This window comes from Polyangiaceae bacterium (genome assembly GCA_020633205.1).
Lineage (GTDB): Bacteria > Myxococcota_A > Polyangia > Polyangiales > Polyangiaceae > JAHBVY01.
This window is the reverse complement of the sequence record JACKEB010000012.1, coordinates 746,543-770,816: the sequence shown is the minus strand read 5'-3', so window position 1 is coordinate 770,816 and position 24,274 is coordinate 746,543. Positions and strand designations below refer to the sequence as shown.

At 65.6% G+C, this 24,274-nt stretch carries 19 protein-coding genes; 12 read left to right on the top strand and 7 right to left on the bottom strand.

Annotated elements, in window-relative coordinates; translation table 11 throughout:
• The first annotated feature begins 31 nt into the window (after positions 1 to 31).
• Together H6718_15395 and H6718_15390 are read left to right on the top strand one after the other, a co-directional pair.
• Positions 32 to 1,033, top strand: coding sequence for a winged helix-turn-helix transcriptional regulator (locus tag H6718_15395; GenBank protein ID MCB9586785.1), 1,002 nt, complete (start codon positions 32 to 34; stop codon positions 1,031 to 1,033).
• Positions 1,034 to 1,035: 2 nt separating this feature from the next.
• Complete coding sequence (locus H6718_15390) at positions 1,036 to 2,526, top strand: glycosyltransferase family 39 protein (protein MCB9586784.1); 1,491 nt, start codon at positions 1,036 to 1,038, stop codon at positions 2,524 to 2,526.
• Here H6718_15390 and H6718_15385 read toward each other — a convergent pair.
• The 4 genes from H6718_15385 to greA all read right to left on the bottom strand — a co-directional run bounded on the left by H6718_15385 (position 2,494) and on the right by greA (position 8,811).
• Positions 2,494 to 3,711, bottom strand: coding sequence for a PQQ-binding-like beta-propeller repeat protein (locus tag H6718_15385; GenBank protein MCB9586783.1), 1,218 nt, complete (start codon positions 3,709 to 3,711; stop codon positions 2,494 to 2,496). The genes H6718_15390 and H6718_15385 overlap by 33 nt on opposite strands.
• 23 nt (positions 3,712 to 3,734) lie before the next feature.
• Positions 3,735 to 5,012 carry a tetratricopeptide repeat protein gene (locus H6718_15380; protein ID MCB9586782.1) on the bottom strand — a complete coding sequence of 426 codons (1,278 nt, stop codon included), beginning with the start codon at positions 5,010 to 5,012 and terminating at the stop codon, positions 3,735 to 3,737.
• Positions 5,013 to 5,079: 67 nt separating this feature from the next.
• Positions 5,080 to 8,307, bottom strand: a complete 3,228-nt coding sequence (locus tag H6718_15375; GenBank protein MCB9586781.1) for a sulfatase-like hydrolase/transferase — start codon at positions 8,305 to 8,307, stop codon at positions 5,080 to 5,082.
• A 30-nt stretch (positions 8,308 to 8,337) separates the two neighbouring features.
• Positions 8,338 to 8,811, bottom strand: coding sequence for a transcription elongation factor GreA (gene greA, locus H6718_15370; protein ID MCB9586780.1), 474 nt, complete (start codon positions 8,809 to 8,811; stop codon positions 8,338 to 8,340).
• A 117-nt stretch (positions 8,812 to 8,928) separates the two neighbouring features.
• Between greA and H6718_15365 the strand changes: the two genes are divergently transcribed.
• Both H6718_15365 and H6718_15360 read left to right on the top strand, forming a co-directional pair.
• The gene (locus H6718_15365; GenBank protein ID MCB9586779.1) at positions 8,929 to 9,915 is read left to right on the top strand and encodes a tetratricopeptide repeat protein; all 987 of its coding nucleotides are present in this window, start codon (positions 8,929 to 8,931) and stop codon (positions 9,913 to 9,915) included.
• 426 nt (positions 9,916 to 10,341) lie between these two features.
• Positions 10,342 to 10,668: a four helix bundle protein gene (locus H6718_15360; protein MCB9586778.1), complete on the top strand. Its 327-nt coding sequence runs from the start codon at positions 10,342 to 10,344 to the stop codon at positions 10,666 to 10,668.
• Between the two features lie 67 nt (positions 10,669 to 10,735).
• On the opposite strand, the gene H6718_15355 is transcribed toward H6718_15360, so the two are convergent.
• Entirely contained in the window at positions 10,736 to 11,059 is a 324-nt protein-coding gene (locus tag H6718_15355) for a four helix bundle protein (protein ID MCB9586777.1), read from the bottom strand.
• 622 nt (positions 11,060 to 11,681) lie between these two features.
• Between H6718_15355 and H6718_15350 the strand changes: the two genes are divergently transcribed.
• Both H6718_15350 and H6718_15345 read left to right on the top strand, forming a co-directional pair.
• The gene (locus H6718_15350) at positions 11,682 to 13,145 is read left to right on the top strand and encodes a sigma-54-dependent Fis family transcriptional regulator (GenBank protein ID MCB9586776.1); all 1,464 of its coding nucleotides are present in this window, start codon (positions 11,682 to 11,684) and stop codon (positions 13,143 to 13,145) included.
• On the top strand, positions 13,132 to 13,971 hold the full coding sequence (locus H6718_15345) for an alpha/beta fold hydrolase (GenBank protein MCB9586775.1): 840 nt from the start codon (positions 13,132 to 13,134) through the stop codon (positions 13,969 to 13,971). The genes H6718_15350 and H6718_15345 overlap by 14 nt, the downstream gene beginning before the upstream one ends.
• On the opposite strand, the gene dut is transcribed toward H6718_15345, so the two are convergent.
• A complete protein-coding gene (dut, locus tag H6718_15340) occupies positions 13,950 to 14,393 on the bottom strand; it encodes a dUTP diphosphatase (protein ID MCB9586774.1) in 444 nt (147 codons plus the stop codon). The two genes, H6718_15345 and dut, sit on opposite strands and share 22 nt — an antisense overlap.
• Before the next feature lie 128 nt (positions 14,394 to 14,521).
• A complete protein-coding gene (locus H6718_15335) occupies positions 14,522 to 17,158 on the bottom strand; it encodes a tetratricopeptide repeat protein (GenBank protein MCB9586773.1) in 2,637 nt (878 codons plus the stop codon).
• A 501-nt stretch (positions 17,159 to 17,659) separates the two neighbouring features.
• Here H6718_15335 and H6718_15330 point away from each other — a divergent pair.
• From H6718_15330 to nagZ, 6 genes are all read left to right on the top strand, one after another.
• Positions 17,660 to 18,889 carry a bifunctional folylpolyglutamate synthase/dihydrofolate synthase gene (locus H6718_15330; protein ID MCB9586772.1) on the top strand — a complete coding sequence of 410 codons (1,230 nt, stop codon included), beginning with the start codon at positions 17,660 to 17,662 and terminating at the stop codon, positions 18,887 to 18,889.
• An 87-nt stretch (positions 18,890 to 18,976) separates the two neighbouring features.
• A complete protein-coding gene (locus H6718_15325) occupies positions 18,977 to 19,462 on the top strand; it encodes a YajQ family cyclic di-GMP-binding protein (GenBank protein MCB9586771.1) in 486 nt (161 codons plus the stop codon).
• Complete coding sequence (locus H6718_15320; GenBank protein ID MCB9586770.1) at positions 19,455 to 20,816, top strand: phosphoglucosamine mutase; 1,362 nt, start codon at positions 19,455 to 19,457, stop codon at positions 20,814 to 20,816. The genes H6718_15325 and H6718_15320 overlap by 8 nt, the downstream gene beginning before the upstream one ends.
• Before the next feature lie 133 nt (positions 20,817 to 20,949).
• Complete coding sequence (locus H6718_15315; protein MCB9586769.1) at positions 20,950 to 21,651, top strand: ABC transporter ATP-binding protein; 702 nt, start codon at positions 20,950 to 20,952, stop codon at positions 21,649 to 21,651.
• Entirely contained in the window at positions 21,648 to 23,036 is a 1,389-nt protein-coding gene (locus tag H6718_15310; protein MCB9586768.1) for an ABC transporter permease, read from the top strand. The genes H6718_15315 and H6718_15310 overlap by 4 nt, the downstream gene beginning before the upstream one ends.
• Positions 23,037 to 23,054: 18 nt before the next feature.
• The gene (gene nagZ / locus H6718_15305; GenBank protein MCB9586767.1) at positions 23,055 to 24,200 is read left to right on the top strand and encodes a beta-N-acetylhexosaminidase; all 1,146 of its coding nucleotides are present in this window, start codon (positions 23,055 to 23,057) and stop codon (positions 24,198 to 24,200) included.
• Positions 24,201 to 24,274 lie beyond the last annotated feature (74 nt).

Below are 24,274 nucleotides of genomic sequence, written 5' to 3'. Positions count from 1 at the left end.
CATTCGTCGTTGACGATTTTACGATTCAACCATGAGCGACTTGCGCCCTCTCCTGCTCGATCTCGCGCGGAAACACGGCTCTATTAACTGCACGGAAATTAGCGAAAAGACCAACTACACCCGGCAGGCTGTGCACCGTCACCTACGGGCGTTGGTAGAAAGTGGCGAGCTCGCCGTCACGGGTCGCGCCCGAGCGACGCGCTACTACTTACCGAAGTCGCCCCCCGGGGCTTTCCGCGTCGATCTGGCGGACCCCGATGTGGCAGGAACCTGGAGCGCGGTGCGTGATCTGCTGATCCCTGAGGAAGCAACCCAGGCGGCAGAAGAGCTCACGCGCGCCTGCTTTGTAGAGCTCCTGAGCAATGCTGAATCCCACGCCGCCGCGGCCTCCGCCGAGCTGCGCTGCCGCTCTCACCCCAACCTGATCCGCTTCGAGATTCGCGATACTGGCCTGGGGCTGTTTACGCGGATCCGCGAGCGCTTGAAGCTGCCGAGCGACTTGGACGCGCTGTTCGCGCTCTCCAAGGGCCCGCTCACGACTCAACCAGCGGCCCATTTCGGTCGCGGGCTGTTCCTGGTGGCTGCAGCGTGTCAGCGCTTCGAGTTGGTCGCGAACGGCCTGTGCTGGGTGCAAGACAACCGCCGCGGAGATCAGCTCTTGAGTGAGGCGCCTGGCAGCGTCGGTACGACGGCGCGCTGCGAGCTAGATCCACTTACTGAAGCGGAGTGGCGGGATCTTCAGCGTTCCACACTGCCAGGCAGTAGCCCACTCAGCGCGACCGGCCATGTGAAGCTGTTTGAGCACGGCGCGCGGTTCGTCTCGCGTGCGGAAGCACAGGCGCTGCTGCGCGGCATGGAGACGTTGCGAGACGTACGCCTCGACTTCAAGGGCGTCGATGGCGTCGGACTTGGATTCGCCCAGGAGATTTTTAGCGTTTGGCAGAGAGCGCATCCAGAGGTGCGTTTACAGGTGCTCAACGCGAATGCTGTAGTGCGCCGGGTGCTGTCTCAGGCAGGCGCCACCTTCGAGTAACTATGAGCTTCCCCCCGGATGCACGGCGCACCCATCTCGTGGGGTGGCTGCGGCGCCTCGGCGCAAGCGCGGACTACCTGCTCGTGGTTGCGGCGGCGCTCTACCTTTGGTGGTTCAGCCAGTGGCGCGTGACCGACGATGATGAAGGCGTCTACCTGCTCGCGGCACAGCGCGTGATGCACGGCGAGCTGCCCTATGTTCACTTTGCGTTTCCCCAGCTACCTGGGACCCCGTACCTGTATGGCGCCGCTCAAGCGGTCCTCGGTAGCAGCATGAGCGCCGGCCGAGTGCTGCCCTGGCTGATGGCTTCGCTCACGCTAGGTGTCGTCTTCCACGTTGCCCGCAAGCACGCGGGACGACTCGCCGCAGTCGCCGCGCTGCTGCTTCTGGTTGCCAATCCACTTTGCCCGCTCTGGCTCACGCCTGCCAAATCGCTCGCTCCGGCGCTGTTCTTCGCGATGGCAGCGAGCGCGGTCACGCTGCACGCCAAGTCGACCGCACGCCTCGCGGCAGGCGGCGCGCTGCTCGGCGCGTGCATCTTGTGTCGCGCAACGTTCCTTCCGCTAGCCCTGCCCCTCGCTTGGTTCGCGGCAAACGCCGACATTGCTTCGAGCAGTCGGTTGCGAAGCGCTGCGCGCTTTGGGAGCGGCCTTGCCTTCGGCTGTTCTCCCGCATTGCTGCTCGCTGTGCTCTCACCGAGCAGGTTTTGGTTCGACAACGTGACCTTCCACGGCTTGTACCCAGGCGGTGAGCGTAGCTGGTACTACGCGCGCTCTGCGCTGTCGGAGCTCTTCGGTCTGGGCACCATCGGCAGTCCCTTCTCGACTCAGAACTCCTTGCTCGCCGCGCTCGTGGTGGGCTGCGTGATTGGCTACTCCAACCTGCCAGGCGTGGCGCGGCGCTACCTTGCGCTTGGCGGCGTCACGGCACTCACCGCGTTCATCCCCGTCAAGCCGCACGCTCAATACTTCGTACTCGTCTTGCCGTTTCTCGCTGTCGCTTGCGCGATCGCCCTCAGCCGGTCGAGCAAGCCGCTGCTTGTCGGGGCGACCCTACTCTGTATCCCTGCGGCAATATCATTCTGCATGAGCTACGCCGCGCTCGACTCGCCCCGTCGCCCAGCCAAAGAGGACGAAGTGGCTAAGGCGATAGACGCGCTCGCCGCTGGCGCGAGCGTCTCGAGCTCACAGCCAAGCTATCTCGTGGCATCCCGGAGCCCGCGGGTGCGGGCCGCCGACTCCCCCTTCACCCGCATCGTCGGTTCGCGCGTCTCTGCTGAAGAACGCGAGCGCTACAAGCTGCTCACCGACGCTGAACTCTTGAGTGCCGCAGAAGGTGAAGCGCCGCCCGAAGTGTTCGCTTCAGGCAGCCTCACGTCGCCGCTGGTCTACTACGGCCTACGCGTGGATGGCTGGAAGCACACCAAGACGGTGAACGGCGTCCTGCTTTGGACGCGCCGTTCAGCGGCCCGGAGCACTGACGTGCAGCGCTAGGAACTTCCCCTCGTTGGTCAGCACAAACGCACGGTTACCGTGCGCGGCAGGAGCCATCGAGAGTCCCATGCCCGTGTGGATCCCATCGATGACGCCCCCATTCAAAGGCGAAACCAGGTAGAGCCCGCGCTGAGACGTCGAGAACAGCAGCGCACCGGCAATCGGCACCGGGCGCGAAACACCGCCGTCCGGCAAATCTCGATGCCACACCGTTTCGCCGGTCGCGGGCTCGAGCGCCCACAGACCACTGGTTCCGGTCGAAGCGATCAGCAGATCGCGCGCCTCGATGGCTGGGCCGCCTTGAGGATCCGGGTGCCCCGGCTCTTGCCAGTGCATGAGATCCGTAACGCCAGCAATCGCCGGGTTGGACCACAGCTGGTTGCCCGTCTCGGCGTCTAGCGCGTACACGCCGCCTTCGTAGCTTCCGACCCCAATCGCCGGACCGTCGGGCAGCACCAGCGCCTCCGGCGTGGTGTCCACGTCGAGGTACTGGGGTACGTCTCCAAGCAGCTGCTCGGCCTCCGCCGAGAGGTCGACGGGCTGCCAGCGCTCCTCGCCCGTCTTCGCGTCATACGCGATGACGTTGCCGTCGCTGTACGCGAGATACGCCAGGCCTTGCCACACGAGCACTCCGGAGTGCCCCGCCACTTCCATCCCGAGTGCGGGCGCGCGGTGCTGTCCCCAGCGCACCTTGCCTGAGCTCGGCTCGATGGCGAGTAACGTGTCGTTGGCGTTCACGACGTACAGCAAGCCGTTGTAGAGCACCGGCCGCTTGTTGATCTCGGCGTTCGACATGAAGCGCCACAGGAGCTTCCCGTCACGCGCCCGAACGCGGTACAGCGCGCCGTCGTTGCTGCCGAAGTAGACGACATCTTCCTCTGGATCGTAGAGCGGCTCGCACTGCACAGGCCCCAGCGTCTCGAAGCGCCAGAGCGTGTCGCCGTTCACGGCGTTCAGTGCGTAGAGCCCGTGATCGCTCGAGCCGACGAACACCCGTCGCCCCGCAACGTCGATCTCCGGCTGACCCCGTTCGTACGGCTCGCCCACCTTGCGGCTCTCCGCCAGCAGCGTGCGCCGGTACTCCACTTCGATCGCCCAGCTTGGGCGATGGGCCCAGTTGGGCACTTCGGGGTTGGCGCCGGTTCGCACCGCCTCGCACGCCGGAAGGCCGACGCTGAAGAGCAGTGCGGCGACGAGCCCGAGGCGCTTCACTCGCCTCCGCTAGGAGCGGGAGCGGGAGCGGGTGTACCGCTCGGAGCTGGCTTGAGCGGCTTGCCGTCAGGACCGATGCCAAGCTTCTTCAGGATGTCTCCTGCTGGGCCCTGCAGGTTCTTCAGGCGCTCCTCCATCTCTTGAAGCTTCTTCAGCTGCTCTTCCGGGCTCTCGACGATCTTCTTCTGCGCCTCTTCGGCCGCCTGGGGGTCGAGAGCCGCAAGCATCTGCAAGCTCATGCCGTAGACGTAGCCCTGGCGGGCGAACTTGTCGTCGCGCAGCTTCTCGTTCACCTCGAGCAGCAGCTTCTTGGCGCCTTCCTTGTCCCCCGCTTCAAGCGCCAGACGAGCCTGGTGGTACTGACCGAGGGGCTTGTAGCCTTCGATGCCTTCGAGCTTCTTGTACAGCTCGAGAGCGGCCTTCTTGTCGCCCTTGGCTTCAACCGAGAGCGCCGCGCCTTCCGTCGCGCGAGCCTGCACGTCGAGGTCCACGCCGGAGAGCGCCGAGCCGAGCACGCTCTCGTACTCCGCCTTTGCGTCCTCGTATTTGGCTTGGTCAAAGAGCACGCCAGCCAGGCCGAGGTGGGCGAGCGCTTGCCCGGCGGGTTCCGCCGCGTCCTTCAGTGCCTCGCGATAGGCTTCTTCAGCGGCTTTCAAGCGCGCCTGATGGTCTTTGAAGGTTTGCACGCCCATCTCTTCAGGCAGCTGCTGCTGGTCTTCGGTGGAGCCATTTTCCGCGCGGATACCCTTCATCAGGGCATCCGTCGCCTTGGCTTCCTCTTGCTTGTGGACGTAGCTGTAGACGTACCAACCGACGGTGCCAACGAGGCCCACGATGATGACCCACTGCAGCACCTTGAAGTTGTTCTTGATGAAGCGACCGGCTTTGGCGCTCGAGCGCGCCAACACGTCGTCGACCATCTCACCGGCGTCGAGGCCCACGGCCTGCGCGGCTTCTTGACGGCGACGCTGACGGCGCTTGGCGGCGGCCTTCGCTCGCAACCGCTTGTTGCGGTCGCGGATCTTGCGAATGTCCTCTTCCTCTTCTTCGGAGTCTTCTTCGCCGTCGTCCGAGGTTTCCTCCGCCTCCTCCTCGTCGGACTCGGCGTCGTCCTCCGATTCGTCGTCGGCTTCGTCTTCCGAGTCTGCGTCCTCGGTGTCCTCTTCTTCCGCCTCGACCTCGGCGCGCTTCTTCGCCTTCGAGCTCTTCAGCTCTTGTTCTTCACGGGCGCGGCGCTGAGCGCGGCGGGACGACTTCTTCTTCTGCTCTGCCACCGGCGCCCGTATAGCATCATCGGGGCCTCTGGGAAGCCTCTCAGCGTTCCCTCTCCCCCACCCCCGCCTATTCTTCTTTTTGACCAGGTTTCCAGGGCTTGGGGGGCGGAGGCGGCAGCTCGTCGCTGAGCGGGACCAGCGCCAGGCCAAGCAGGCTGACCCCGCGCTCCGCAAACACGACGACGTTCACGGGCTTGCCCGGTTTGGCCCCGACGGCGTCGCCGAGCTGAGACCAGACCTCCACGGGAGCAGTGCTCGCAGGGACCTCGAGCACCGTCGCCTGGTCGTAGTTGATCCGCGGCAGGTCCTTCGGGCTGCGCGGCACGCCGTGACGGTCGTACTTGAGCACTACCTGTTCGGGCCCGATATACACTTTACCTCCCGCCTCGCTCTGTGCCCGAACGAGCGCCCGGACGCCCTTGCCGTTGCCACCTTTGGGCACGACCAGGAGCAGCTGAACCCCGAGCCCAGCCTGCTTCTCGAGCTTCGCGAGGTGTCGACCATCGGGGCCACCCAGGCGGTCCAAGATCTTCGCTTCGCGGGCAAACCCGACGCCACCAGCCAAGGGATCTGGTACCCCGAGGAAATGCTTGAGGGGCTCGACCAGTTCCGCGGTCGCTCCAAGCTCCACCAAAGACTCGGTGAGCGCCACCCGCGCGCTCTGATAGCGCTCCTTGGAGAGCGCCTTTGCGAGGGGCACGCGCGCCACGTCTTCGCCGATCTGTGCCAGCGCGCGCGCGATGTAGGGGCGCAGGCGCACGTCGTCCAGGGATTGCACGAAGGGCCAGACGGCGTCCTCCGAGCGCAAGTGGCCTAGAGCCGCCAAGATTTGCTGAGAACGCGTAAAATCACGCGCTTCTTCGTCTTTCCACCAGGCAATCAAGATCGCTTCGCCCCGTTTGTCTCCGGACTCTGCCAGCGCCAAAGCGGCCAAGCGACGCCACTCGGAGTCGTCCCCTTTGACCAGCTCGAAGGTCAGTGGAGCGCCACGCCCGAGACGCGTCAAGGCCAGCGCGGACCAACGCTTGACCCTCTCGTCTTCATCCCTGCGCACGGCTAGCTCGAGGCTGCTTGCGCTCTCCGCTCGACCGAGTTCGAACAGGATTTCAGCTGCCTTTCGCCGGATCTCCACGTCCGCGTCGTCGAGCAGCGCCGCGATCTCCGGCGCCGCGTCGCCGTCTCCGCTCATTCCGCGCAGAATTGCTGCGGGCCAACCCTTGCCTTCAGCTCGCCGTCCGCTCTGTTCGAAGCGCCCGTGGCTTGCCCCCAGCTGCTTAAGGCGCTTTTGCAACGCCTCTCGCCGAGTTGGGTCGTCCACCGGGCGCTTCTCTTGGGGGTCGCCATTCAGGTCGAACAGCTGGCACGCCCCAAGGCGGCGCTCGCAAATCAACCGCTGACTACCTTCGGCAAGCAAGCTCTGGGCGTCCGTCTCCACGAGCGCGAAGCCGCCTGCGGGTCGCGAATCCTTCGCCGGCGCCTTGCGCGCCGCAGCGATCACTGGGCTTAGATCACGCCCGCGCACCCGCGGTGGGATCGGCACGTCCAGTGCCCCAAGCACTGTCGGCAGGAGGTCGATTGTCTGCACCACTTCATTCACTCGGGTGCTGGTTTTTGGGGGGGAGGCTGCCGTTTCACTCCCGCGCTGCTCCGGGATCGAGACCACGAGCGGCACCCTCACCTGCTCCTCGTAGACGCTGCTGCCGTGGTAGCGACCGCCGTGGTCGCCGAACTCTTCACCGTGATCGGAGGTGACGATCACGATGCTGCCGGGGCGACGCTTGCGCATCGCTTCAACCAGCTGCCCGACGGTGCGATCCGCCGCAGCGATCTCCGAGTCATAGCGATCGATATCGCGATCACCAAAGCCCAGCCCAGGGTGCGCCTCGTAGGGCTCGTGAGGGCCAAACAAGTGCACCCAAACGAACAGTCGCTGATCTTCCTGCTGACCATCGAGGTAGCTCGTGACCTGCTTGACGCGCCCCTCTCCCTCCAAGAACTCTTGCTTCGCGTATTCGAAACCGAGCTGCGACTGCATGAAAGGCTGGAAGCGATCACCGTCGATGAAGAACACCGCGGGGGGATAGAATGCTGCCGTACGGAAACCGTAGGTACGCAGGATCCCAGCCCAGGTGTCGGAGTCAGCGCCAGCGCCCTGAAGCAAGAGCGGGCGCATGTACTTGCCCGTCATCAAGCTCGTCACGGAGTACGACGTGTGGGGAGTTGGGCAATAGGCCCAGTTGAAGACGACGCCCCTGTGGTCGCGATCTCCAGTCGCGAGCGCGTCGATGTGTTGGGTCGTTGTGCGCTCGTAGCCGTACGCGCCGACGTGATCGGCGCGCAGCGCGTCGATGCTGATCAGGAGCACGTCGTGACCGCGCCAGTCGAGGCTTGAAGCGCCACGCGCCTCACGGCTCAGGCCTTCGCTCTTCAGCTGACGCCAGCAATCGGCACCGTCGCAGTCCGCGCTGATGGGCGGCGGCGGAGCCAGGCGGCCGGCGACCAGCACCGCCTGCCCAAGCAGTGGCGCACGGTCGAGCAGCACCATGCGATAGTTGTCGAACGTCGACAGGCGCTGGGCCGAGAGCGTTGCCAGGGCGAGGCTCATCACCCAAACGCCGAAATAGCCCAGAAGTCGGTACTTTCTTGGAGTCGCAGAAGCGCTTTCAGCCCGGCTCGCCACCGCGGTTGCAGCGGCGAGAAGCAGCGCGGTGATCGCCAGGCTAGCGTGAAAACCTGGGTACAGGCGCACCAGGACGCTCGCGTTGACCACCTCGCATGCGACAACCACCAGCCAACCGAGGCCGCGCAAAACCCAAGGGCGCGTGCGCGCGAGGCGTGCCGCGCGGGCCGCAATCCACAGCACCGCGAGCCCGCCGACGAGCCCAACCACGGCCGCGAAGCCGAAGCGTTTGACCGGCTCAGCCAGGTGTCGGCCACCGCCCACGGACCACGCCGCCGCGGTTGCACCTAGTCCGATCAGCGACGCGAAGAGGCGGCGAGCGGCCAGCGAATCCCGCCTCAGCAGACTGCCCAGACCCGCGCCCGCGACCCCGCAAGCCCCCGCCAGACCCAGCGCCGTTGGCGCCAGCCACAGAGAACCAAACTGGATCTCCCACACGCTGGCGAAGCGCCGCTGACCGAGCAGCGTGACGGCACAGAGTTCGAGCGCGAGCACCAGCCACGCGGCGCCGATCCCAGTGGCGGTGACATCTAAAACCGCGAGGAAACGCGCCCCACGCGGGCTCCGCGCGGGGCGCGGCCGCGGCGCCGCGCTCGCTGGTCTTTGGTTCGCCATGGTTGGGCGTCAATCAGCCACGAAACGGCGCTAAACGAACTCGACGTCCACGACCTCGAAAACCCGTTGGCCAGCCGGCATCGTCACACGAACTTCGTCCCCGGTCTCCTTGCCAATCAGCGCGCGGGCGAGGGGCGCCGAGATGCTGATGGTGCCCTCATCGATGTCCGCCTCGTCTGCGCCGACGATCTGATACTTGAGCTCCTCGCCTGTATCGATATTCGACAGCGTGACGGTCGCGCCAAACTTGATGCGATCACCGCTGAGCTTGGTGGGATCGATGATCTCCGACAGCGCCAGCTTGGCCTCGATGTCCTTGAGCCGGGCTTCGACCATCCCTTGGCGCTCTTTCGCCGCGTGATATTCGGCGTTCTCCTTGAGATCCCCGTGCTCACGAGCGGTCTCGATGTCGCGGGAGATCTTGGGGCGCTCTTCCTTGAGGCGCTGCAGCTCCTCCTTGAGCTTCTTTGCACCCTGGGGCGTCATTGGAAACGATTCAGCCATAACCCCGCCACTTCTACCCGCAGTCCCCCGCTTGGGCAAACCCCGCTATCGCTTCCGTCCCACGCGCCGCGCTCGTACTTGCTCTCCCTGCCCCGAAACGCTAATCCCCCGGCGCAGATGCGTAGCCTTTCAGACCTCGAGCAACCGGCCAAAGCCACCAGCAAAGTGTGGCGGTCCGGCCGCCGCCCGCTCCTCCGCGCTGTGAGCGTGGCGTTGGTGGCGGGTTCGGCGCTGTTTTCGGCGATGGGCTGCACCCCGGCGCGCCCTGCGGAAAATCCGCTCGAGTACACGGAGAACGCCCGACGCGCCTATGAGGAAGCCCTGGAAGCGTATTTCGACAAGGACTGGGAGCAAGCCGTCCTGCTGTTCGAAGAGATCCGGCGCAACTACGGCTACACCCGCTACGCCCGGCTAGCCGAACTCCGCATCGCGGACGCGGCCTACCACCAGGACAAGTACGCGGAGGCGATCGCCGGCTACAAAGCGTTCGTCAGCGACTACCCGAACGACCCGGAGGTGCCCTACGCGCGCCTACGCATCGTCAAAGGCCTGTTCGCACAGACGTCCGACACCTTCTTGCTGCCTCCCTTGGAGGAACGCGATCTGGCGAACGTCAGCGACGCCTACGTGGAGCTGAACAAGTTCCTCGCTGATTTTCCCGGCCACGAGGATCGCCGCGAGCTCGACTACATGCTCGAGGTGGTCACTGGCCTGCTCGCGCGCCACGAACTCTACGTCGCCCGGTTCTATCTGCGAGAGGACCGGTTCGAAGCCGCAGTCGCCCGCGCCCAGTACGCTCTCAGAAACTTCGAAGGCTCGGGCCTGGAAGCGGAAGCCATGGTGCTGCTGGGCGAGACATACCTGAAGATGAAGAAGAAGAAGCTCGCCGAAGCTTCCTTCCGTCGAGTCTTGCAGCAGTACCCCGCGAGCCCGTTCACGTTGCCGGCGCGCAACTTCCTCAAGCAAATGGGCTTGGACCCGACCACCGCCGCGGTGGCACTGCCGGATCCTGTGCCGAAGGCGCCGGAGGGCGAGGGCCCGGGCGCGGGCATTGAGGAAGAAGAGCCGGGGCTCGAAGGGGCAGAGCCGAGCATCAGGAACTGAGGCTGGGTCAGGGGCTGGGGCTGGGCCAGCGTCGGGGAAAGGGGCTGGGCCCGGGTCAGCGACTGGGGCTGGGTCAGCGGCTCCGTCCGCGACGGTGAGCGCGGCGCGCTCGCGCGCGGCCGCTACGTTGTGGGCGGGTGGCTTGATGGGTTGAGGCTTCGCGGCGCGCTCGCGCGCGGCCGCTTCCGTGGGGTTATGGTGGTTGGCGTTGAGGCTTTGGGCAAGCGCGCGCCAGGCTGCGCCTGGCACTGGCGCTTGCCGCGATCGTGGTCGCAGGCCCAGACGCAGACCCAGACGCAGACCCAGACCCAGACCCAGACCCAGACCCAGGCCCAACCCCGCTCGCAGGCCCCGTCCCCGTCCCTGCCCCTTTCGTCGGGGTCTCGGGGGCGAGCCCCGCCGATGGGGCAGAAAGGAAAGACGACCATGTCATTGCGAATTCAGGCGAGCGCCGTGGAGGCTATTGCGCTCCTCCGTCCCCTCATGCCGCGGCTTTGCCGCTTCGATCTCGCGCTTGCGAAGCAGATCTCCCGCAGCGCCTCGAGTATCGCGCTGAATCTCGGCGAAGGCGCGCACTCGAGCGGCGGCACTCGCCGCCAGCGGTACTTGAGCGCCGCTGGGTCCGCCAGCGAAACCCGCAGCGCGCTGGAGGTTGCGCAAGCTTGGGGCTACCTGAGCGAGGCGGACTGCGAGCCGGTGCGCGCGCACCTCGAGCACATCCTCGCGGTGCTTTGGAAGCTCACGCACGCCTAGAAATTTCCGCGAGGTAATCTACAAGCGGCTGCCCTCCCACGCTGGGCGGGGAGCCGCTTAGCCGGACTCAGTGGCCGCCCACCAACCGCACCAAGGTGCCCAGGATGCGGTCAAACTCGGCGCGTAGGGCGGGTGTGACCGGTGGGAGGTAACCCATGGCGGTACCAACTTCCAGACAAGCGAGCGCCTCTCTAAGAGAGCCGAGCGCGGTGTGGTAGCGCGCCTTGCGGTTGCGGCCGCGGCTGTAGCTGCCTTCTGCGAGGTTCAGCGGCGCGCTCGCAAGCGCCCGCCGACACTGGCGAGCGAGATCGGGGTCGTGGCGCTCCAGTTGCCGAATGAGGGGCGAGAGGGTCTCCACCAACGAAAGAACGACGGGATAGATGCGAAGCATGGGTTCCTTTCCGCCCGCACTCGAGTGCGCGGGCTTCGCCCCCGCCGCGCCGCCGCGCGCAGGCGCGGTCGAGGCTGCGGGCACCGCCCGCACCGCGCGCAGCCACGCGCCGGACGAAGTCCGAGCATGGCGAGCACGGCCCCGGCCTCGACCGCGACGAGCACGGCGGCACGATCCGGGCGAGAGCGCGCGGACGAGCGGGAGCGGGAGTGAGGGCTTCGCCTGGAGAGCGAGAGCGGGAGCGGGAGCGAGGGCTTCGCCTGGAGAGCGAGAGCGGGAGCGGGAGCGAGGGCTTCGCCTGGAGAGCGGGAGCGAGGGCTTCGCCAAGTGCGGAAGCGCCACCCTCACACGCTGCAAGGTTCGCAAGCGAACACCCCGCACCCGCACACGCCCCCGCCCCCGCCGCGATGTTCGCGAAGCGAACGAGCCCCGCCCTTGCTCGCGAGCTAAAGCGAGCGAGCCTCGCCCTCCCCCCCGCCCTCCCAGCGAGGCTCGCGAAGCGAACGAGCCCAAAGCCCCCGCTCCCGCTCGCGCCCCCGCGCTCCCTCCCCCTCCGCGAGCGAGCGCTCACGCGAGCGAGCGTTGCAGTAATTGGCTGGCTGTTGAACTATCGGGCTTGCACATGAGTAGCGAGCCCCAAGAGCTGAGCCAGGTGTCCCCCACGGTCCTGGTCGTCGACGACGAGAAGAACATCCGCCGCACTTTGGAGATGGTGCTCACCGGTGAGGGCTATCAGGTGCTCTCCGCGGGCAGCGCGGAGGAAGGGTTGGATGCCATCGGCAACCCGAGCCAGCCCGTGGACTTGGCGATTTTCGACTTGAAGCTGCCGGGGATGAGCGGGCTCGACGCGCTGGAGAAGCTCCGCGGCGACGACGCCAGCAAGGACCTGCCCGTGATCGTGATCAGCGGCCACGCGACGGTGCATGACGCGGTGAACGCCATCAAGCTCGGCGCGAGTGACTTCTTCGAGAAGCCGCTGAATCGCGAGCGTGTACTCGTCAGCGTCAGCAACTGTATCCGCACGGCACGTCTGACGCGCACGGTCGAGGCCATGCGCGGCGAGCTCGAGGCTCGCTACGAGATGATCGGGACCAGCCCTGCGATGCAGAAGCTGTTTCAGGACATCGACAAGGTCGCGCCGACTCGCGCCAGCGTGTTGATCACCGGCGAAAGCGGCACTGGCAAGGAGCTGGTGAGCCGCGCGGTGCACCGCTTGAGCCCGCGCATGGACGCGCCGTTCGTTAAGGTCAACTGCGCGGCGATCCCCAAGGAGCTGATCGAGAGCGAGCTGTTTGGCCACGAAAAAGGCAGCTTCACCGGCGCTCAGGCGCGTAAGCGCGGCTTCTTCGAGCAGGCCCACGGCGGCACGCTGTTCCTCGACGAGATCGGCGACATGGACCTCTCGGCGCAGGCAAAGGTGCTGCGCGCGCTGCAAAACGGCGAGATCATCCGGGTCGGTAGTGAACACGTGATCAACGTCGACGTGCGAGTGCTGGCGGCGACGAACAAGGACCTAGCCAAAGAAGTATCCGGAGGGCGCTTCCGCGAGGATTTATACTTCCGACTCGACGTGTTCCCGATCCGGGTTCCGGCGCTGCGCGAACGACCGGGCGATGTGCGGCTCTTGGCAGACGCCTTCGTGAACAGCTTCTGTAACGACAACGGGCTGAAGCAGAAGCGCATCGACCCCGCGGTGTACGAAGCGCTCTCGCAGCGCAAGTGGCCAGGTAACGTGCGGGAGCTGAAGAACGTGGTGGAGCGGGCGGCGATCCTCTCGAGTGACGTGATCACGATCGCGGATCTCCCAGAAGACCCGCACGTCTCGCCGTTCGACGATGACGCGGACACCGACGACGCAGGCACCGAGAGCGAGGCCGCCCGCGCGGATGCCCCGCAGATCACTGGCCCCGATGGCGAGAGACTGTCACTGCGGGAATACCGGGAAGCTGCGGAGCGAGCTTATATCGTGGACACGCTGGTCGAATTCGACTGGAACATCTCCAAGGCAGCGGTGACCCTTGGGGTCGAGCGCACCAACTTGCACAAGAAGATTCGAGCGTATGGCATCAAGCGTGGGGAAGGTTGAGGGCAAGCGCGACGGTTGGCTCGGTACGGGCGATCCTGGCACGCGCCGGGTGAGCGGATCCGCACCGGCAATCTTGGCGCTACACGGCTTTGGCGGAACACCAGTCGAAGTCGAGCTTCTGATGGATGTGGCCAAGGGACTCGGGCTCCAGGGACTCGCTCCGGTGCTTCCTGGACACGGCAGCCACCCTGATGATCTCGCTAAGACACGGTTCAGCGACTGGCTGCGCGGCGCTGAACAAAACCTGAGTGAGCTGTACACCAAGAGCGGTAGTCGACCGCTGTGCGTCGCCGGCCTGTCCATGGGCAGCTTGCTGGCGCTGGAGCTGGCGCTACGCCATCCAGAGCGCGTGCGCTGCCTGGTACTGCTCTCGAACGCGCTGTGGCTGCGCAGCCCATTTCCGGCGCGTGCCCTCGACTGGGCCGGCCGCCTAGGGCTACCCGACTTTCAGCTGCCCAAGCTCGCGAGCGATCTCGGCGATCCAGTGGCTCGCAAGAATCACCTCACCTACGCCTCGCAACCGGTGCACGCGGCGGTCGATCTTCACGAGGCTGCCAAGCGCCTGCGGGAGCGGCTGAGCGAAGTGCGTTGCCCCACGTTCTTGATCCATGGCGCTCAGGATCGCCTGTGCCCGATGAAAAACGCGGATCTCGCGGCGCGCGCGATGACCCGCGCGGAAACGCGCATCCTCATCTTGCCACGCAGCCGCCACATCGTCACCCGAGACATCGAGCGCCGAGAGCTAGAGCGGCGCCTAGCTGGCTACCTCAGGGAACAGCTCGAGCTGCCCCAGTCAGCTGGGCTTCAGACGCCGGTCGAGCCGTAGCCACCCGCGCCGCGCTCGGTGTCATCGAGCTCCGACGCGAGCTCCAGGCTCGCCTGGGTCACCGGCGCGATCACCAGCTGGGCGATGCGTGAAAGCGGCTCCACGGCGTAAGGCTCCTCGCCCAGGTTGATCAACACGATCGCCACCTCACCGCGGTAGTCGCTGTCGATGGTGCCCGGGGAGTTGACGATGGAGATGCCGTGCTTCAGCGCGAGACCGCTACGTGGCCTCACCTGCCCTTCATATCCGCGCGGTATCGCCATCGCCAGACCGGTGGGGATCAGCTGCCGCTTGCCCGGCGCGAGCGTTACGGCTTCCTTCAGCGCAGCGCACAGATCGAGGCCGGCGCTCTCCGGCGTCTGATAGCGGGGCAACGGAACTTCGACTTCACCAACTCGCTTCAACAGGACCTTGGGCTGCATGCGCTGGGGCTACGTCGGTCCTCACCCCCGCGTCAAGATCGGGCCGAGACAGCAACACCGCCCGCGTTTCCCGCAGCGTTGACTGCCAGCGCCTATCCGCTGGATTTCTCGGGGGAGAGGCGAGCCGTCTACGGGATGCTGCCGCTTGGAGGGCGCATCGAGCCAGGATCCGTACCGAGTGGCCCAATGCGATGACGCTTGAAGATCTCGTCGGCGATCACGCTGAGGCGTGCGGCCTCGCGCTGAATGTCCTGGTTGCCTTTGTAGTGCGGCGATGAGGTGACGTAGGCCGCGAACGCGCGATAGCTCTTCGCCTCTTCGAGTTCGTTTCCGATCTCTTTGCAGAGCGCGATGGAGCGCATGTAGTAGTCGACCGCTTTGCCTTCGTGGCCCTCGCCCCAGGCGCCAGCAGCCGTGACGTCGGCTAGCGTTCGCAGCGCGATCGCCAGGTGCGCCTTCGAACGCACGCGGCCGAACAAATCGACTGCCTGCTTGATCGACTCGCGAGCGGGGCGCAGCTGATCTTGAGCCAGGTAGGCGTCAGCCAGCACTCGCTTCACCTCACCTAGGTTCAGCTTGTCGCCCAATTCGTCGCAGATTTGCTCGGCTTGCTTCAGGAGCTTCAGCGCCTGTTCGGCCTCGCCCAGTGCAGTCTTCGTGTCGCCCAAGCAGGTCAGCACCACGGCGATACGACCCTTTTCGCCCATTTCTCGCGCAACATCGTAGGCCTCACCGAAGAGTTCGAGGGCGCGCTGCAGATCTCCCTGCTGCTTCGCGATGCGACCGAGATTCGCCAGTGTCTCCACCACACCGATCGGATCCGAAATTTCCTTACGGATAGTGAGTGCGGCTTCGAGCGCCTCCTGCGCCTTCGCGGCTCGCCCGTGGTCCATCCACACCAGGCCGATGTTGTTCAGGCTGAGCGCGATGCTGCGGCGATCTCCGAGCCTCCGCCGGATCTCCAGCGCGGTCTTCATGTCGCGCAGCGCCGCCGCGTACTCCCCCTTGATCCACAGGAGCTTCCCCAAGTCATCGTGGCTCGCCGCAACGCCGCGCTCGTCGTTTACCGCTGAAAACAGCCCGAGCCCCGTGTTCAGGTGATCGAAGGCACGCTGTAAGTCACCGGTGTCGCGGAATAGGCGCCCGATGCGGTTGTGCGCCGCGCCCCCCTTGGCCTTGAGGTTCAGCTGAAAGGCCAGCTGCTGCATCTGCCGAAAGGCCGCCTGGGCTTCGTCGCTGCGACCAGCGATCCAGAGCACGTCGCCGTAGTCGTGGAGCGCGTCGATGCGGCGCCGTGCGTCGGTGTCCCCCAGGAGCTCGAGCCCTTTCGAGAAGTGATCCGCGGCCTTCTTTGAACCAAAGCCCGAACGCGCCACATCGCCCGCGCGCAAGTAGGCTTCACCCGCTTGAATGCGCGCTCCCGCCCGTTCCAGGTGCTTGCCGAGCATCACCAAGCTCTCCTCCGAGGTCTTGGTGCCCGCCTGCTGACTCAGCCAGTCCGCGATCGTCTGGTGATAGCGCCGGGAGAGCGCTGCGCTGGTGAGGCTGGCCACCTTCTCGCGCTCGAGGTTGTGCTTGAAGACGTACTCCGTTTCCCCGGGGAACGCAGAGTCGGGCAACTTGAGCAGGTAGTCGCGGGCAATCAGCTCACCAAGCAGGCGTTCGAGCTGTTCCTCGTCGTCCGCCGCATCCGCCGACCAGAGATCCGGAGGTGGACTATCCATGCGCATGAGGGCGAGCAAAGCGCCCTGCCAGAAGACGCTGCCCATCGTGGCGCCGTGCTCGAGCACCCGGCGTTGCTCATTGCTCAGCGCGGCGATGCGTGCGGCCACCGCGTCCTCGACGGTGAGTGGAAGCCGGGCGCTGGCGAGGCGATCCAGGTTGACTCCCCAGGGGCCATCTTGAGGGTCGCCCTTGACGGTGAGCACACCGACGTCGTGGAAAATACGGACCATCTGCTCGAGCAACCCGGGGTTGCCGCCGGCCAGGTTCACCGCCGCTTCAACCAGCGCCTCTGGAGCGCCTCCTTCGCAAGGGCTCAGCATGGCCTTCGCCACCTGCGCGGACTCCTCTGGCCCAAGGGGCCCAACCTCGATCAGCTGATGGCGAGCGCCGCCGATCGTCCCCCAGTCTTCGTGCCTCGCGAGTAGCTCCGAGCGGGCCGTGCACAGCACGAGGATCGGGGCCATCATATTTTCCGCAAGGTAACGCAACAGATCGAGCGAGTCGTCGTCCGCGAAGTGCAAGTCCTCGAAGACCAAACACATCGGCGCTTGGGCCGCGTCGCTCTCGAAGAAGTTCCTCACAACGGCACGCTGGACCAGGCGGGCCTGCACCGGATCGTCAGCCAGGGCGCGTGTGAGCGGGCTCTCCAGGAAGTCGAGATCCATCAGCTGCCCCATGAAGTGGGCGACGTCCTCGACCTTTCGGTCGTCCAGAACGCGAGCAACCTCAGAGCGAACACGCCCGCGTGCCGCCTCCTTGTCGAGTCCCTCGTAGACACCGAAACGATGGCGCAGGAGGCGCGCGAACACCGCGAAGGGCGCTGCACCCTCCCGGGCACGACCACGAAACACCCGTGGCAAGCTCGAACTCGCCGCAAGCTCTCGGGCCAGCTCCTCCAGGATGCGACTCTTTCCGGTTCCAGTGGGGCCGACCAAGGTCACGATGCGTGCCTCGGAGCTGGTCGCCACATCATCTCGCGCTCGCTTCAAGCGAGCCATCTCGGCGTCTCTTCCGGTTAGCGCGACGTTCGCCCCGTACATGTCTAAACGTATAGCAAGGCTCTGGGAGGCTCGACCAACAGTGAGGCTAGCTTCTCGTCGCTTTGCAGGCTTCGTGATGCCCAAGGCGGGGACTCGGCTCTCGCAAGATTAGCCGAGACAGGCCTTGAGCTGGCATCCCACAGCGCCAACAGCCGCCCACGCAGACTCCCGCGCGGCCGCCCTCTGCTGGTGGCCTCATCACGTTCGCCTTGGAATCGAATCAAAGGCCTGTAATTCTAAGAGCTTCCCGGGCATGCTGTGAGCTACTCACCGCGCCCCCCAGACTCATGCGCATTGCCTCCCCTACTCCCCCCACACTGCCAGCGGACCGACCGTCCAAGGCCGAACCACCAGGAGCCGCGCTTGGTGGATGTCCTGGGAGCCCTGAGGAGTTATTGGGTCCCGATGAGGAGCGACGCGCGAGTCGATCCCGCGGAGTGATTGCCTTCGAGCACCCCAGGTGTGCTATGGCACCACGCGCTGTAGATTTGGAGTCCTGCATTGCCTGACCTGAAAGAGACTTTGGAACGGCTCTACGCCTTAGTTCCGCGAGGCACCAAGCTGGGGCTCGAACGGGTAGAGGAAGTGTGCGCCCAGTTCGGCAACCCGCAGGAAACGTTCGACGCGGTGCATGTCGCCGGCACGAACGGCAAGGGCAGCGTATGCGCGTTCGTGGCTTCCTCCGCACGCGCCGCCGGCAAGAAAGTGGGCCTCTACACCAGCCCACACCTCTCGCGTTTCGCCGAGCGCATCCAGATCGACGGCCAGCCGATTAGCGATGATCTGCTAGTCGAGTTGTTGACCGAGGTGATGGACAAGGGACCGGACCTCACCTTCTTCGAGGTGGCAACGGTCGCGGCGTTCCTGGCGTTTGCACGCGCCGAGGTGGATCTGGCAGTGCTCGAAGTCGGCCTTGGTGGCCGCCTGGATGCCACCAACGTGATCCCACCACCAAAGGTCGCCGCGATCACCCGCGTTGCCTTCGATCACATGAACTACCTCGGGGACTCCTTAGCCGCGATTGGCAAGGAGAAGGCCGGGATCATCAAGTCGGGTACCAAGGTAGTGCTCGGCCGCATCCATCCCGACGCGCGCGAGCAGATCGACCTACGGGTCAAAGAGGTCGGCGCCGAAATCGTGGAGCTTGGTCCTGCGGAGCCCATTCCCGGCGCGCGCATCGCCTACCCGCGCCTGGCCATGTTCGGCTCGAACCTAGCCGTTGCGAACACCATCGCTCGTGAGCTCGGGATCGGTACGGACGCGCTGCTCAAGGGGATCGAGAATACGGTCTGGCCAGGGCGCAACGAGCTCCTGCACCGCAACAACCAAGATCTCACGCTGCTCGACTGCGCTCACAACCCGGACGCCACCGTAGCGCTCAGCCACGTGCTCGATCCGAGCTTGCTTGGGGAGATCGAGTCGCGTCGCGAAGTCGCCCTCGTGTTCGGCGCGGTCAAGCGCAAGAACTGGCGGGCGATGATGCGTCGCCTGGAGTCGACGGCGGGGCACAAGGTGTTTGTCGCTCCCCCGGTTGCTGACGCCGTGGATCCTCATGAAATCGCCGAACGCTTCACTGGCGACGTCGCGGGCAGCGTGGCCGAAGCACTGACCCGCGCGCGGAACCTAGTGGGGCCACGCGGCGTGGTCGTCGTCACCGGTTCGACCTACTTGGTAGGCGCTGCCCGCTCGATGCTGCTCGGCTTGCCCTCAGATCCTCCCGTCGAGCTCTGAGCGTCGCTCCCACCTTACCTGCGCAGCTTGCCTCAGCAGAGCGCGGGTGTAGGCTGCGCGTTCACCCGCGGAGCTGTAAGGAGCGCTATGCCGTCATTTGACGTGGTGTCGAAGGTCGACCACTCGGAAATCAAGAACGCCCTGAATCAAGCGCAGAAGGAAGTCTCTCAGCGCTTCGATTTCAAGGGCACGGACTCTGCGCTGGAGCAGAAGGACACTGTCTTGAGCGTTAGCTCGAACAGCGAAGAGCGGGCACGTGCGGCGTGGGACGTGCTGGTGGAGAAGCTCGTGCGCCGTAAGGTGAGCCTGAAGCACTTTGACGTGGGTGATCCACAGAAGACCGCTAAGGGCGGCGCGAAGATCCAGATCACGATCAAGGAAGGCATCGACAAGGAGCCGGCGTCGCAGATCGTGAAGCTCATCAAAGACAAGAAGCTGAAGGTCCAGGCCGCCATTCAGGGCGACACCGTGCGTGTGACCGGCAAGAAGCGCGATGACCTGCAGGAGGTGATCGGCGTGCTCAAATCCGCAGACCTCAACCTCGAACTGCAGTACGTGAACTTTCGTGACTGAACGCAAGCTCTTCGGCACCGACGGGGTGCGCGGCCCCGCAAACGTCCACCCGATGACCCCGGAACTCTCCCTCCGCCTGGGACGAGCGATCGCCCGTGTGGCTGGCAGGGGCAAGACACGCGCCCCTCGCGTGGTGATCGGGAAAGACACACGCCTCTCGGGCTACATGCTCGAGCAGGCGATCGCGTCAGGGATCTGCGCCATGGGTGGCCGGGTGATGTTGAGCGGCCCTATCCCAACCCCCGCCGTCGCGAACCTCACCCACAGCATGCGCGCGGACGCTGGCATCGTGATCAGCGCGAGCCACAACCCCTTCGCTGACAACGGCATCAAGATCTTCGGACCCGATGGCTTCAAGCTGCCAGACAGCGAGGAGCTCGAAATCGAGCGGCTGCTCGAGAGCCAGGAGCTCGACACCGCGGGCGCCACAGGCGCCAAGATCGGTCGCGCAGAGCGCATCGACGACGCCACCGGCCGCTACATCGTCTACGCCAAGCGGACTTTCCCCGAGGATCTCACGCTGGACGGCCTGCGCATCGTGGTCGACGCCGCTCACGGCGCCGCGTACAAGGTCGCGCCCTTGGTCTTCCGGGAGCTTGGTGCTGAGGTGATTTCCCTCGGCTGTAAGCCGAACGGGCAGAACATCAACAAGGGCTGCGGCGCCCTGCATCCGGAGCACGTCGCGCGTGAGGTGGTACGCAAGAAGGCGGATCTCGGCGTGGCGCTGGACGGCGACGCGGACCGCCTGATCCTGATCGACGAGAAGGGTCAGGAGATCGACGGTGACGCCGTGATGGCCCTGTGCGCTATTCGCATGCTGCGAGAGAAGCGCCTCAAGAAGAAGACGCTCGTGGCCACCGTGATGAGCAACATGGGGCTCGAAATCGCCATTCAGGGCGCTGGCGGCAAGCTCCTCCGAACCTCGGTGGGCGATCGCTACGTGGTCGAAGCCATGCGTCGCCACGGCTACAGTTTTGGCGGTGAGCAAAGCGGCCACCTGGTGTTCATGGATCACGCCACGACCGGAGACGGCGTGGTCGGCGCCCTGCAGGTGCTGGGCGTGATGGTGCGAGAGATGCGCCCCGTGAGTGAGCTCGCCCGGGTGCTGGAGCGCATGCCCCAGGTGCTCGAGAGTATTCGTCTGCCGGCACGCAAGCCCTTGGAACAGATGCCCAAGCTGCTCGCCATTCAAAGCCGCGCGGAAAAGAAACTAGGCAAAAACGGCCGCATTTTGGTGCGCTGGAGCGGCACGGAGCCCAAGCTCCGCCTGATGGCGGAGGGCCCCGAACCCAAGCTCCTGAACCAGCTGCTGAGCGAGATGGCAGAAGCGGCCCGCCTGGACCTTGGGAGCTGAGCCGGGCACGCGGATGGAGGATGAAGCGGTCAGCGCGCGCGAGGTCGAGGACGGCGACGGCCCGGATTCCATCGGTAGCTCCTGGGAGGGTGAAGCGGGCGACAAGCTGCGCGCGCATTCCCACACCGAGCCGATGATCCTTGCGGAATCGTTGGTGCGCACGTTCGGCAAGGGCAGCGCCAAGAGCCAGGCGGTCGCCAACGTCAGCTTCGAGGTCCAACCCCAAGAGGTGGTGCTACTGTTCGGCCCTAGCGGCTCTGGCAAGAGCACCCTGCTCGCGCTGATCGGAGGCCTGGATCGACAGTATTCAGGCAAGCTGAGCCTGTTTGGAAAAGACCTCGCGAAGCTCTCCGACAAGCAGCTCTCCAAGTTGCGGGGCGAGCGCATTGGCTTCGTCTTTCAAGCCTTCCACCTGCTCGACCACCTGAGCGTGCTCGACAATGTGCAGGCCCCGGGGCTGTTCGCCAATCCTCCCCTCCCCGACGCGGAAGAGCGCGCTTTTCAGGCGCTGAAGCGCGTCGGTTTGGCGGACAAGACCAGCGCTCGGCCAAGCGAGCTCTCAGGCGGGCAACGCCAGCGTGTGGCCATCGCCCGCGCGCTCTTGCGGCAACCGGAGCTGCTCCTATGCGACGAACCCACGGGCAATCTCGATCGCAAGACGGGTGAGAGCATCATCGATCTATTCGAGGAGCTGCACTCGGAGCTCGGCACCACGCTGGTCATCGTCACCCACGAGCACCGCCTGGATCGCATCGCGAGCCGCACCCTCCACCTGGAAGACGGCCGCCTGGTAGAGAACACGGAGCACCACACGGAAACGGGAGATGACGAGTGACCTGGAGTGCGCTCTTCACCCTGCTGCGCCGCGATCTAACCCGCACGCGGGGTCCGCTCGTCACCGCCGGCTTTGGCATCGCCGTCGGCGTGGCGGCGCTCGTGTTCTTTTTGGCCCTGGGCCTTGGAGCCAAACGCGTGCTCCTCGGAGATATCTTCCCCATTGATCAGATCGAGCTCGAGCCACAAAAGACCAGCACCGGTGTGCTCACCCTGCTCGCGGGCAGCTACGAACCCCCAGGGGTCGATCAGCCCGCGCTGGACGCACTGAAAGAGGTCGAAGGCGTGCGTGCGGTGTACCCCAAGCTGCGCTTCCGCTTCCCGTGCTCGGCCTTCGGCGGCAAGGAGATCTTCGGTAAGGAGATCGGCACTCACGAGATGATCGGCGACGGCATCGACAGCGCCCTCGTCACCGATCTGGAGCCAGGAACCGACTTCAGTGATCCCCTGAAAACACCTGGGAAAGCCTGCCAGGTCGACAGCGACTGCGAGAGCGGCTTGTACTGTGAGCTGCCCAGCGAGGCGAGCGCTGGCCAGTGCTCCGCGCCGGTGCCCGCCATCGTCAGCCGCTACCTGGTGGAGGTCTTCGATCACGCCGTGGCGCCCTCTCATGGCCTCCCACCGGTGGCTGGCACCTTGCTGCGCCAAGCAAAAGGCGTCGAGTTCCGCATGACGTTGGGCAACTCACTGCTCGGCGTCGCTCCGCGCGGAAAGACCCGCAACGTCAAGATCAAGGTGGTCGGCATCAGCGACCGCGCGGTGGATATCGGCGTCACTTTGCCCCTCGACGTGGTGCGGCGCTGGAACGCTGAGTACGCGGGCGAGGCTGCCTCCAAGCGCTACTCGAGCGCCGTGGTGATGATGGAGGATCAGGGCGCCACCAGCCGCGTGATCGCTCGTGGCGCAAACCTCGATTTGGTCCCCACGGATACGCGTGCGCGCGACGTCAGCGTGCTGATCAGCGGTGTTTTGGCGCTGATGGTGCTCGTGGCCAGCGTGATCTTGCTCGTCGGTGCGCTGAACATCTCCCACACCTTCCGCGTGATGGTCGCCGAGCGCTCCGGGGAAATCGCGCTCTACCGCGCCCTCGGAGCCAGCGCGTCGGATATGCGCCGCTGGCTGTTCGGCTTGGCCATCGTGGTCGGCACCCTGGGCGGCTTGATGGGCTGCGTCGGGGCGCTGCTTGGCGGCGCCATCGCCAACTGGCGGGCAGCTAAAGACTTGCCCGACTTCCCCTTCAAGCCCGATAGCTTCTTCGACTACCCACCGTGGTTATTCGCCCTGGGGATCGGCTTCGCGGTGCTGTTTGCGCTGCTCGGCGCGCTTGGGCCAGCACTCCGCGCGGCAAAGACAGATCCTGCCGGCGCCCTCGGTCGCCCCGTCTAAGCCTCTGGAGAAACGAGCATGAGCGCCGCCACTGACTCCCTGGTTCGTCAATGCGGCCGCTTGATCCTAGGCGGGTTTGGGGGTGAGGACCTCCCGAGGGACTACGCGGCAGCTCTGGAGCAAGGCCGTCGTGGCGGCGCCATCTTGTTTCGCCGCAACTTGAGCAGCCCAGACGTTGCCCTAAGCCTAACCAAGCAGATCCACGCGGCAATGAACGGGTCCGGCGGCGCCCCGGCGCTCGTCGCCATCGATCAAGAGGGCGGCCGCGTGCGCCGCCTCAAGGCGCCGCTCTTGGAGCTGCCCCCAATGCACACCCTGGGCGCCCACTGTGGTGGCAGCGACGACGGAGAGTGGGACGTGGAGGCGCTGGAAGCGCTGGGCAGAGCCGTGGCCGCGGAGCTTCTGGCCTGCGGATTCAACCTGAACTTCGCTCCGGTGCTCGACGTGAACAGCAACCCGGCGAACCCGGTGATCGGCGACCGCGCTTTTGCATCAGAGCCCCACGACGTCGCGGAGCTCAGCCTCGCCTTCGCTCGAGGGCTCTCAGCTGGCGGCGTCAGCCCGTGCGGTAAGCACTTCCCAGGCCACGGCGACACCGAGAGCGACAGTCACCTCACCCTGCCTAAGCTGCCCCACAGCCTGGAGCGGTTGCGGAACCTTGAGCTCATCCCTTTCCGCGCGGCAGTAGAAGCCAAGCTACCGAGCCTGATGACCGCGCACATCGTGTTCGAGGCGCTGGAGCCAGCGCTCCCCGCCACGCTGAGCCCCAAGGTGGTCACCGGCCTGCTGCGAAACGAGCTCGGCTACCAGGGCGCGGTGTTCAGCGATTGCCTGGAAATGCAGGCAATCAGCGATCACTGGCCAGCGGCGGAAGCCAGCGTCCTGGCTATCGCAGCGGGCTGCGACTCGGTGCTGATCTGTCACCGGATGGATCGTCAAGAAGCCGCTCTGGAGGCGCTAGCGAAAGAAGCCGAACTAAGCCCCGCGTTCAACGCGCGGGTCGTTGAGGCGGCCGGACGGCTGGAGGCGCTAGCCCAGGCGTTTCCCCCTCACCCCCAAACCCGCGAGGAGCTCGAGGCGCTTTTCCAGCGCCATCGGAGCCTGCAGGCGAAGCTCGACCGGCTCACTCAGCAGCCGACGGGTCACGATCCCACGGAGCGCTGACTGCTCAAGCTCGAGGCCTTGCGGGTCGCGTGCGAGCCCCAAGACGCGGGGCTTAGTTCCGCAGGGCAATAGCG